Annotated in this window: 8 protein-coding genes; 4 read left to right on the forward strand and 4 right to left on the reverse strand. The window is 45.8% G+C overall.

Annotated features, from left to right (window positions below; genetic code table 11):
• Positions 1-115: 115 nt before the first annotated feature.
• Together F6K49_RS29205 and petJ are read left to right on the forward strand one after the other, a co-directional pair.
• A complete protein-coding gene (locus F6K49_RS29205) occupies positions 116-247 on the forward strand; it encodes a hypothetical protein (protein ID WP_293102250.1) in 132 nt (43 codons plus the stop codon).
• A gap of 359 nt (positions 248-606) precedes the next feature.
• Positions 607-951, forward strand: a complete 345-nt coding sequence (gene petJ / locus F6K49_RS29210; protein ID WP_293068951.1) for a cytochrome c6 PetJ — start codon at positions 607-609, stop codon at positions 949-951.
• Between the two features lie 221 nt (positions 952-1,172).
• Here the strand turns inward: petJ and F6K49_RS29215 are convergent, their stop codons facing one another.
• Positions 1,173-2,312 (reverse strand): formylglycine-generating enzyme family protein, encoded by a 1,140-nt coding sequence (locus tag F6K49_RS29215; RefSeq protein ID WP_293102253.1) that lies wholly within the window; start codon positions 2,310-2,312, stop codon positions 1,173-1,175.
• A 142-nt stretch (positions 2,313-2,454) separates the two neighbouring features.
• The gene (locus F6K49_RS29220; RefSeq protein ID WP_293081226.1) at positions 2,455-4,776 is read right to left on the reverse strand and encodes an arylsulfatase; all 2,322 of its coding nucleotides are present in this window, start codon (positions 4,774-4,776) and stop codon (positions 2,455-2,457) included.
• Here F6K49_RS29220 and F6K49_RS29225 point away from each other — a divergent pair.
• Positions 4,763-4,960, forward strand: a complete 198-nt coding sequence (locus F6K49_RS29225) for a hypothetical protein (protein ID WP_293068964.1) — start codon at positions 4,763-4,765, stop codon at positions 4,958-4,960. The genes F6K49_RS29220 and F6K49_RS29225 overlap by 14 nt on opposite strands.
• Before the next feature lie 1,063 nt (positions 4,961-6,023).
• Here F6K49_RS29225 and F6K49_RS29230 read toward each other — a convergent pair.
• Entirely contained in the window at positions 6,024-8,618 is a 2,595-nt protein-coding gene (locus F6K49_RS29230) for an arylsulfatase (protein ID WP_293102257.1), read from the reverse strand.
• A gap of 297 nt (positions 8,619-8,915) precedes the next feature.
• On the opposite strand from F6K49_RS29230, the gene F6K49_RS29235 reads away from it, so the two are divergent.
• The gene (locus tag F6K49_RS29235; RefSeq protein WP_293027035.1) at positions 8,916-9,935 is read left to right on the forward strand and encodes an AraC family transcriptional regulator; all 1,020 of its coding nucleotides are present in this window, start codon (positions 8,916-8,918) and stop codon (positions 9,933-9,935) included.
• A 250-nt stretch (positions 9,936-10,185) separates the two neighbouring features.
• Here the strand turns inward: F6K49_RS29235 and iscB are convergent, their stop codons facing one another.
• Positions 10,186-11,442 carry an RNA-guided endonuclease IscB gene (iscB, locus tag F6K49_RS29240; protein WP_293102259.1) on the reverse strand — a complete coding sequence of 419 codons (1,257 nt, stop codon included), beginning with the start codon at positions 11,440-11,442 and terminating at the stop codon, positions 10,186-10,188.
• Positions 11,443-11,744 lie beyond the last annotated feature (302 nt).

Below are 11,744 nucleotides of genomic sequence, written 5' to 3' on the forward strand. Positions count from 1 at the left end.
CCATCTCGTAAGGCTTTCCAGACTTTGTCAGCACTGCGCAGGCGTCCGAGAACATCACCAGGTAACTGGGATAGGATTTGTTCGGTTTGACTCATGGATGTTGGTTGGTCGTTAGATGCTAAGACTTTCTCTGTTTTATTTTAAATTTCCACAAGGCTCAGAGACTGATGCGATTGACCGTAGGTCACGCTACGCGATCGCACGTAAGCGATCAGCTATCAGCTATCAGCTATCAGCTCAAGGCTGACCACTGACCACTGACGGCTGACCGCTAAATACTTGCAATCGCACTTGCCTAAATTAGGGTACCATTAATGCTATTTATTACTAATAAATTTTAGAGGTTATCACCTTCAAGTTGGGCAAATATTATGACCCTATTCAGCCTTTATTATCAGCACTATTGCATAGGTATATCAATAATATTGATATTAAGGCTGCCTTATTGATTCTTTGGTTTCCCCTGAGTGGGGATTGCCCATCTTATTAATTGTTAATTTAATTGTTAATTATTGTTATAACTTTGACACCCTGGGGTTTGACCGAGTCACCCCTCTTAGCTTACGATAATATCTGGCTCAACGCCATACTGAGAGGAGAAACACTTTGAAAAAAATACTAATTGCGATTCTGCTAGTTTTCGCTTTAATAACCTTCAGCTTCCCTGATTCCGCTTTAGCTGCTGGTAATCCAGCTAACGGGAAAATCGTATTTAACGCTAACTGCAATGCTTGTCATATGGGCGGCAAAAATGTAGTCAAGCACGAGAAAACGCTGAAGAAGGAGGCCCTGAAGAAATATCTGAAGGACTATGACGCGTCTCCTACTAAAGCTATCATCAAACAAGTAACAAACGGCAAAGGAGCTATGCCTGCCTTTCGTGGTCGTTTAAAACCCGCCCAAATTGAAGATGTAGCTGCTTATGTTTTAGACCAGGCTGATAAGTGGTAGGCTGCATTTAGTGACTAGTTTTTAATCAATCATCCCGTAGGGTGCGTTAGGCGCGGCGTAATCAACTCCCAACAGTTGAGAGTTTACGTCAGGAGCGCCGTAACGCACCAGCCATGAATATTTCGAAATTAATTAAGGTAAGCATATGCGCTATGCGCACGCGTGCGCGTTCAGCAGTCAGCCGTAACTTTGGGATAGACAGAAGGATAACGATTTCAGCCCTAACCTTCATCGTGCCAAGGCATCGCCACTAAACGAAAACCCACATGATTGGTTCCTGTATCAGGAGCTTGGGACTCTCGTGCTTCAGGACGATAACGGCTACAATAATTTCGGGCGCAGAGGAAAGATCCGCCTTTAATTACATGGAGTGCCCCTTGATCAGGCTTTTCCGGATCGAAACTACTCGCTTGATCCGGTCCCAATGGATTGAGGCTGCGATCTTTCCCCCTATGACCCACACGATACCAATCTGCGGTTAATTCCCAAACGTTGCCCAGCATATCGTAAAGACCGTAACCATTGGCAGAGAAGGATTCGACCGGGGCAGGACCGAGATAGCCATCGGCTTTGGTGTTGAAAAAGGGGAAGAAGCCTTGCCAGGTGTTGGCTTTGTGAGGGGCATATTGTTCACCAGGGATCGAGGTATCAGTGTCAAGACCACCCCGTGCTGCATATTCCCATTGGGCTTCGGTGGGGAGCGTTTTACCTACCCAATCGGCATAGGCAACCGCATCTTCATAGGCAATGTGAACAACAGGGTAGTTGTCAAAACCTTTAATGGTGCTGTCGGGTCCGTAGGGATGTTGCCAATTAGCACCAACAACCCAATCCCACCAGCTTAAATAAGCTACTTGTTGGATACCCCGTGCAGGGGGCTGAAACACCAGGGAACCGGGCTGTCGTTGCGCTTCGGTTAAGCCAGGGAATTGGTCTTTGGCCAGGGGACGTTCGGCAACGGTGATGTAGCCTGTAGCTCGGACAAATGCTTGATAGTCGGCGTTGGTAACTTCGTGGCGATCGATGCAAAAACTATCCACGGTCACATCAACAGCAGAACGCTCTGAGGGATAGTAGGTGTCGGACCCGATCGTAAAGGTTCCCCCAGGGATCGACACCATACCTTCAGGACAGGGAGAATCGGCAAAAGCCAAAGGTGACGAAGTCAAGACGGTTGGGAAGAGGAAGAGGAGGGAGACCGCCAGCAAAATGCCAACAAGATCACGAGTTAAATTCTTCTGAAGCAAAGAGAAAAACATGGATATTGAAGAAGAGTAATCTAAGAGGGGGGTCGGGGCGATCGCAGAGCGGTTGAACAGTTTCGTTTTGGTTCGGGCGATGAGATGAATAAGGGTGGGCAATGCCCACCCTACTAAAAGTTTGGTACTCGGACTTCCATCCCAAAACCCGATCGAGATGATTTTGGGATGGGTGTGATGCCGAGAGGCATATAGAAATACCTCCCGACATCCTAATTTAATGGCTAGCCATCTAACTCAACTGTCACTTATCGGTAACCTCCTGAATGATTCGGTTCCAGAAGTCTTCGTTACTCATATCTTCGGAAGCTTGGTAGGGCTCCAATGCCGAGTATAAGTTGACTTCAACCTTGTCGATCTTCCCGTCGAACTCAAAGGGAGCGCGATCGGCATAGTCTAGGGAAACCGGAGCCCCCAGATCCGTGCCGACATCGAAGGTTTCACTGGCACTGAAGGCTCCCATGACGATTGTTTCGATAGTGGTTCGGTCCACTTCATCACCATCCACTCGTATAACCACTTCACCTGGGTCATCGAAACTCTCGATGGTTGTTTCTACTTCAATGGTGTGATGATCGGCAGAGAGCGGTGCATCTGATGCAGCCTTATAACGATCTAAGAGCAGCATATTGTACTCGTACTTGAGAATTCCGTTGTCCATAAACAAGCTCACACCGCCACCGGAACCTCCCAAGGCATAGATAACGCCGGAAGCCAAAGGATTTTCACCCAGATCGACATCAATCGTAACCAGGTTGCTTTCACGACCTAGACCCGGTGCAGTGAATTCAGGCATACGAGTTGTGCTTTCATCAAAGACCCAGCTACTGTAGGGACTCCCGATCCGCTCTTCGGGATGAGTGTTGATGTACAGGCCGCCCCCAATGGGGAATGCCAAATTCTCTTCTGCTTCTTCCAAGAACAGTTGTTTCATTACCTCCAAAAGCTCTGGCTCCTGAGCGGCCAGATCGTGCATTTGAGTGAAGTCCTCGGTAATGTGATACAGTTCCCAAACATCCTCATTGGGATCCCAGTCAAGGAAGCCCTCTGCTGATTCAGCTATATTCCAGGGGATCTGAGGACCGAAGGTGCAGGCATACCAGCCATCGATATAGATGCCTCGGCTGCCGCTGTTCTCGAAATACTGAACATTCTTTCGATCCTCTGCGTTGGCATCGTCGAAGGTGTACTTCATGCTAATCCCATCGAGGGGTTTTTGCTTGAAGCCGTAAACCTCTTCAGGGGGGGTAATGCCCAGGATCTCGTAGATAGTTGGAGCGATATCGTTGACATGGTGAAACTGAGACCGGGGGGTTTTGTCGGGGGTGATGCCATCGGGCCAGGAGATTACCATCGGGTTGCGGGTACCACCGAAGTGGGAAGCAACTAGCTTGGTATAACGGAAGGGGGCATCCCCTGCCCAGGCCCAAGCGGCGTGGTACATGTTTTCGGTTTTTGGGGTTCCCAGGGCATCAAGTCCGCCTAGTTCGTCGAGAGCATCAAGTTGCTCCTCGATCGTACTGGGAATTAGATTCTGGGCAAGAAATTCGCTGATAGTGCCCTCCTGACCTTCGGCACTGGCTCCGTTGTCACCAACAATATAAAAGACGATGGTATTGTCGCGAATGCCCAGATCGTCGAGTTCCGAGATCACCTTACCAGCCTGGGTATCCACATGTTCGAGAAACCCTGCATAGACTTCCATCAACCGCCGTTGGAAGTCACGTTCCTCATCGGGAATCTGATCCCATGCTGCCATGTCATCAGGCCGAGTAGCTAGCTGCGCATCTTCTGGAATCCAGCCCAGGGCTTTCTGGTTGTTAAAGACCCGCTTTTGGTACTCGTCCCAGCCGTCATCGAATTTACCCTTATACTTATCTGCCCATTCCTTGAAGATGTGGTGAGGACCGTGGACTGCCCCTGGTGCCCAGTACATCAAGAAGGGTTTGTCGGGAGAATAGGAACGGTGGTGGCGCATCCAGGCGATCGCTTTATCCGCCATGTCTTCACTGAGGTGGTAAGTCTCGTCGTGGGGCGGCTCTATGGGGTTGAGGTTCTCATAGAGGCGCGGCTCATACTGAGAGGTTTCCCCCGCAAGGAAGCCGTAGAAATAGTCGAAACCATGCCCGGTCGGCCAGCGATCGAATGGACCCATAGCTGTGGTCTCATTAGCTGGGGTATTGTGCCATTTGCCAAAGGCAGAGGTTTTGTAGCCGTATTCCCTCAAAACTTCGGCGACCGTGGCAGTGGTCTTGGGAATAACCCCCAGGTAACCATCCCAGTCCACCGCAAATTCTGCGATCGTACCTGATTGGGCTCGGTGGTGATTGCGCCCCGTTAAGAGAGCGGCGCGGGTGGGCGAGCAGATGGCAGTAGTGTGAAAGGTGTTATAGGCAATCCCTTCATCCCACAGACGGCTTAGGGTCGGCATGTGGATCTCGCCACCAAAGGTGTCAGGCTGCCCGAAGCCCACATCATCCAGCAGGATAATCAGGATGTTGGGGGGATTTTCGTTGGGTATATAGTTCGGTTCCTCGCGCCGGATCATGGTGGTGGGCTCGTCCAAAGTCGGTCCGGCAACGCTGGCTGATGGCACTGGCGGGAATGGCAGGGTCGAGCCATCAGCAGTTTGTGCCAAGACAGGGGGAGTAATACTTCCCAATAGGAGAGAGATGGCGATCGCAAATATCGCGATCGCTCTCAACATTCGGTTTAAAAAATCCTTGAAAAACATGGTTAAAACCTTGTAAAAAGGAATAACAAAATCTCGATCTCAAGCTTCCATCCCAAAACGCGATCGAGATGATTTTGGGATGAGTGGAGGGAGTCAATTACTTCTACATTAGACCTCTTGCATAAATGCAAAAATGGATCCAAAAATGGGACCGAAAGTATTGGTCTTACCTAGCCAAAATAGACTTTTGCAAGAGGTCTATTTTTTTGCTATTCGGAAATTGACTTTGCCGACATTTCCTAGCTTAGGGGTAAGCTATCTCTGTGGATAATCAAAAATTCCAACTTTCTCAGCTATAAGATAGAATTAACTAATTTTCCAACAACTATAACTTTTCCTTATACTTGGTGGCAGGGTAAGCGCAAGAATCAATAAGCTGTGGCTTATTGAGAAAAAAGCTAGCTCATTCTCAACAAATTAACTCTATTGCGAGTACAGTTCTAGGAGATTATAGGGCTTTCAAACCACGATCAACCGATATCTAACCAATGCACATTATGAGCCATTTTTTCTTGGGCTTACCCTGCTGGTATAAATCCCTTTCCACAAAAGCATTCCCACTACCCACACTTAAAATCGGTTTACTGTAGTCATAGTCAACCAAAGATTTAATTCTGGTGGTAATAAACTTGCGGTATTGGGGAATGTAGATACTAGGAGTGATGGAATCCTGGTAGGCTTTCCCTTCTTCCCAAAGATCATAAATATTCTGACCCTCCTGCCTCGGTTTGGGGCGTTGCTGAATTAAGGAATGAATCCGCGATCATCTGGTTTTATTAAAGCCCCCGTTGGTCCCCCAACTTTGGGGGACGCAAGAAAGTTTTGTTCCCCCCAGAATTGGGGGGCTAGGGGGGCGCAACCATACCCAGAATCAGCAACGCCCGGTTTGGAGTAGTAATTTTCTGTAGATACCAAAGTTTCCGTATTCATTGCATTTAATAATTTTGTAGCTGAACTGTGGGTGAATGGAATAAGCTTAGACGCACACACATTGCACTTTTTTGTTCTTGACAGCCTTATAGGTAAAGAAATCAGCAGCAAACATGAATGCGTCTAAGCTTACAATGCAATTAGCTACTTCAACGGAGAGTTAGTGGTGAATATGGGCATTGCCATGCTGAAGTAGATTCTTCAGGAGGAGGTTCAAGGTCTATGGTCACCTTCTTAATTGTACCTGTGAACTCAAAAGGTAACCGATCCTTATAGTTATGAGTTACTGGTGAGAGTAAATCCATCCCTACATCTTGAGTTTCCAGAGAATATCGTGCAGGTACGGTTTTTTCGATGGTGTCAATAGTAGTAAATACATTACCCTCATTATCATCCATTAAGAGAGTAACCTCACCTCCATTACCCTCACCGTCTCCATAAGTTCCTGAGTACAGGAAACAGAATGTCAGCTTGACATTATCACCAGTGAGAACATTGTTTTGAGACACAATATCATAGTGATCGCCAAGGTAGTTTAGAGTATAGTAAAGTTTGTTGTTCAGGATGTAGAAGCTATAGCCTCCCGTCTCTCCACCGAGGGCCAGGAGTACACCTTCAGCGCCTTCCTCAGGAATCATTACCTCAGCAGTAACTTGATGAGATTTGTTTTTCACATCTGGTGCTGTCCCTTCTGGCAGTCGAACCGCGCCTTCATAGAAATCGAAATGATAGCGTCCTGCAGTAAAACTGGGACGTAAACTAACATCACCTCGTTCAACAAAGCGATCGTCCAGAGGAAAAACATTATACTTACCTCCCTCAACGAGGAATAAGTCTTTGAGTTCCTCTAATTTATCAAGATAATCATCTTTTTCTTCTTCCTCCGATTTGGATAAGTCTTTGCCTTGAGAGAAATCAGTCTTTAAATCGTACAGTTCCCACTCATCTTCATCGAAAGGTTTAAGAGGTTCATCGCCAACTGGTTTTGCATGCACAGTTGATGCCATCCATTCGTGTTCTCCTTCATCCTTGTAGATGCCTCGATTCCCAAACATCTCAAAATACTGAGTTTTATGAGTACCTTCAGCACCTTCTCCATCATAATCATCATCAAGTATCTTACCAAAACCAAAGGTATAGGCTAAACTCACCCCTTCTATCGGCTGCTGCTGGATGCTGTTAACGATCTCTGGTTCCTGAATCCTAGTTACTTCCAGAATTGTCGGTGCGATATCAATAACATGGTGAAACTGGTCTCGGATCTCCCTTTTGTCTGGAGTCGGGGGAATAACCTTTGGCCATTTAATAATCATGGGATTGCGAGTACCGCCAAAATGGGAAGCTACCTCTTTTGTCCATTGGAAAGGTGCATCCGTAGCCCAAGCCCAGCCAACGGAGTATCCTGGCGAGTTTCCCTTTCCACGCATACCCCACTCCTCTGCACACTCCTTGATTTCTTCAAGAGTAATCTCAGGGCCGAGTCCGTTAAGATTTTTCATGGTGTTGCAAGTTCCATACACACCACCGCCTGCTGAACCACCGTTGTCACCCACGATATAGACGATCATGGTGTTTTCTACTTCCTCTTCAGGAATAGCATCAAGGACACGACCGACCTCTACATCAGTGTATTCTAGAAAAGCCGCATAGATTTCCATCTCCTTGGCTAATGCCACACGTTCGCTGTCGTCGAATTCCTCATCATCATCCCAAGCAGGTATTCCTTCTGGGCGAGGGGTAAGTACAGCATCAGCAGGAATTATACCGGGAGTTTTCGCAGTTTCACCGTTAATGCCCTTCTGACGATTGAAAATTTTCAAACGCTCTACGTCCCAACCGTCATCAAAATCACCTTCGTAATTATCGCGATAATCATCTGGTGGTTGGTGAGGTGAATGGGTAGCACCGGGAGCAAAGTAAAGGAAGAAAGGGCGATCGGGTGCAATTGAATGCTGATTGTTCATCCAAGCAATTGCTTTATCGGCAAGGTCATGGGTGAGGTTGTAGTCTTCTCCATCACTGGTTTTGGCTGGTGCATTGATTGGGTTCTGATTTTCATACAGTGCTGGAAACCATTGGTCTGTTTCTCCACCAATAAATCCGTAGAAGTAATCAAATCCCAAACCATTAGGCCAGCGGTCAAAGGGACCAACCATACTGGTTTGGTTATCAGGAACATTGTGATTTTTACCGAACCAAGCTGTGCTGTAGCCATTTTCTTGGAGAACTTCGGCAATGGTGGCTGTGCTTTTGGGAATCAAGCCTTTATAACCAGGATAACCTGTTGCCAGTTCCTGAACCACTCCACTGCCCACCGAGTGGTGATTGCGTCCTGTTAGTAGAGCCGCACGAGTTGGCGAGCAGAGGGCAGTTGTGTGGAATCGATTATAAGTTATCCCTTCGTCTGCTAGCTTCTCCAAAGTTGGTGTTTTAATCGAGCCACCAAAGGTTTCTGAGGAACTAAATCCCACATCATCCAAGAGGACAAGGACAATGTTAGGTGCATTTTTTGGGGCTTCAGGGGATTCCATAATTGACTTATCTGGCTCCCCGGAAGTTTCGTAAGTGACACCAATTTGACCCTTAAATTCTGGGTCTGGTTGGGGCAAAATTTCCTGAGCCAAGGCTGGCGGTACCAATACTCCTAGGGAAAAGATCGCCACAACTAGGAGATTGAGTAATCTTTTAAGTTTCAGAACAGTTTTCTTCATACACTTAGTGCTGTTAACATTTGAGGTTTTCATTAGTTAACTCTTTGTTGACATCCTCTCCGGCCTGGAGGCAGCGTGATAGATCACATCTGGTTTCGCAGGAGCAGCATTCGATGTCAATGGCCATAATCGCATCAGGGTGGGTCATGCCCACTCTGTTGTGCTATGGGGTAAGTCAAAGACCTCAAGTTCACTTTAGTGGTAAGGTATCTCTGTGAATAATCAAAAATTCCAACTTTCTAAGCTATAAGATTTAAATAACTAAGTTTCAAATTGTATTAGTTTTGCTTATAGTTGGTTGGATTATTTTTTTGATAGAGTGGTGCTTAAATGATTTTGTTAATTGATACCAACAATAGTAAAACTACCCAAGCTGAGGATGATCCTGGGACAGGCAATCAGAATATTTTATCCAAATCCTTTACAGATGTGGATAGTTTCAAAGAGTTTTTTGAGTATCAAAATAAGGAAATAATACAACTCAGTCCCGGTCCTCTTCAAGCTGAGTTTTTGTCGATTCAGGTTGGTAACTTATATTTCGTCTGTAATCAGGCGAACCAAGGGATTCAATTTTCGGGTGAGGGGGGAAAGGAATACATATCTTTTGCGATACTTTGGTCTGAGAATGAAAAGGAATATTACTCTTTCCGTCACCCTGTGGAGCCTCAAAGGACTATTTTTGGTTTCAATAACAAGGAAGCAGACGAAATCTTTCCTCAAGGTGCAACCTTGACACACATTATAATGCCTGTTAAAACGTTTGATACTTATGCAGACCAACTACAACGCCACGATCTAGACGAGAATTTCCGGAGTAAAAATCATGTGAATTTGCTACCAACGGGGATGAACGAAATTAAAGATTACCTGAAAGAACTTGTTTGGTTAGCATTACACAAACCTACTTGGTTACAAAAACCTCACATTGAAAAACTCGTTGCTGATGATTTCCTTCCTTTGTTGATTAGTAATATTCCCACTAAGTTAAATTCCAAGTGTTTTCTCAAACCTTCCCGAAGAGCAAAGTTGATTGCCCAAGCTGAAAAAGAAATGTTAGCCAACTTAGACAAACCTCTGACCTTAAAACAGCTAGCTCAAAATTTAGGGTCTAGCAGTTCTGCGTTATCTTATGGTTTTCAGGACTTATTTGGCTTGAGTCCCATGCGCTATCTCAAGGTACGACGACTTAATGCAGTGCGAGAATGCTTGAAGGCAAGCGAACCAGAAAGTTGTACCATAGCCATCGTTGCTAGTGAATTTGGGTTCTACAGTCCTTGTCATTTTACTAAAGATTACAAAGCTATGTTTGGGGAGTTACCTTCAGAGACATTGCGAAACACTGCAAACTAAGCCTTGAGTATCGAGGGATAAATATAGCAATTATCATAGCTATGAGGTCTACAATTTCGGGATTTTAGGGAATCGGGAATCGGGAATCGGGAATCGGGAATCGGGAAAGAGAGGGGAGTGTGGGAGGTGTGGGGAGTGTGGGGAGATGGGGAGATCTCACAGGGGTAGGTTTTGATTAAGGGTAATTATCCTGACATGATGATATCAGGAATGTTTAGGACGATTATTCCTTGGTAAAACCCGGCAGATACTAGCAAAAACTGTAAGTATATCCATCCTTCCTGTGTATGACTGATATGTCTTGAGGCTTGCAACTCTTGTAGCCTTTTGTTCCTAGTGGAGTAAATCCGAAACTTCCTTTGCTTCTCGGAGTTACTTTGCCTATTCCTATTTTCTGGTGTTTGGCTATGTCGCCAGTAGCCCAACCTTTAATCGGCTTCAATGGGTTATGCCTAGTTGGATAGCCGTATTTGTTAAGTGCTGCTTTCTGTCTTCCTCCTTGTCCTTTGCAGACAACTAACAGTGGTTGAGAGGTTATTACCACTAAAGTTTCAATATTACCGACGCAGGCCGCATCAACCCAGTGCTTTTTAGATAAACCCAATCTTGTTCGGTTGTACTTGGTCATAGCACCAGTTCCAGTGACCACAGGCAAAATTTTCTTGAGCACCTTTACTACCTTGTTCCGAGTCGTATTTACTGCGGCAGCATCCCTTAATGGCGAAAGCGCCTTGTTTTTTATTTTCTGTAGTAGACTGGGTTTATTCTTGAGGAATTCCTCTATAGGTCTGTTCCCTTTCCGTTGATTACATTTCTCGCAAGCCAGACAAAGATTGCTGACTCGGTCGCTCCCACCAAATGATTTTGGGTGAATGTGCTCAATCTGTAAAGGGATATTTTGCTTGCCACAATAGGCGCATTCTCTGCCCCACTTTTCAAGTAAATACTCTCTTACTTCGTAGCCAGCTAGTTCCCCTTGCTGGTATTCAATACCACTAATTTCAGGATTCTGCATTTTTTGGGTGTCAAACTTCACTCTTTCGACCCAAATCTCGCTAACCGGGCAAAACTTAATCAGCCGTTTAACCCAGGTTTCAATAGTTAGAACTCTGTGCTCTAAACTGGGGGAAAGCCAACCCTCTGGACGTTTACGGTTAAGGAATCTAGGTTTTCTGTAACGAGTATGACGATTACGTCTCCCACGTCTAACAGCGCTTCTCGCCTCTAGTTTTTTCTTGATCAGTCCTCCCCTGTGTTCCAATTCCATCCCCCAAATAACTTGGTTGTTTTGGACTAAAGCAAATCCAGTGAACTTGCTGCCAGGGTCAATCTTGATTTGACAAGGTGAGATAGTTGGATCGTTGATCCCTGTTTTCAAGATGATTGTAAATGGGTACATCCTAAAAACCGCAGCTTTACCTTTGTCTAATAACCGGCGGGCTTTCTTTGGGGAAATCGGGTTTAATGCTTGCTTGTTTGTGTCAATGACGAATACGTAATTTTGCATCGTTAAATGCCTCAATATCGGTAATGTGTTCCGGACTTCGTCCCGCTACGCGAACGGTAATGTTGAAAAGGCTTATTAGGCTAACCACACATTTGCCTTCACCTTAATGGTTAGCGACAGAGCCAGGGACTGGAGTTCATCCCTGGGTGTCATGACCAAATCAACGTAGGAAATTAATCATTAAACTAAGCCGGTGAGTCGCCTCACCGACTCGTCTTCAAAACCGTACGTGATACTTTCGTATCATACGGCTCCTCATCATAGGAATCCTTGTCAGTGGCACCTCTAAAACGGATTTTCAT

The sequence above is a fragment of the Moorena sp. SIO3I6 genome (assembly GCF_010672095.1).

Bases quoted from the DNA above. Each gene is read 5' to 3' on its own strand.
- F6K49_RS29205 (WP_293102250.1), top strand. From the start codon at position 116: ATGCTAAGACTTTCTCTGTTTTATTTTAAATTTCCACAAGGCTCAGAG.
- F6K49_RS29230 (WP_293102257.1), bottom strand. From the start codon at position 8,618: ATGAAAACCTCAAATGTTAACAGCACTAAGTGTATGAAGAAAACTGTT.
- F6K49_RS29235 (WP_293027035.1), top strand. From the start codon at position 8,916: ATGATTTTGTTAATTGATACCAACAATAGTAAAACTACCCAAGCTGAG.
- iscB (WP_293102259.1), bottom strand. From the start codon at position 11,442: ATGCAAAATTACGTATTCGTCATTGACACAAACAAGCAAGCATTAAAC.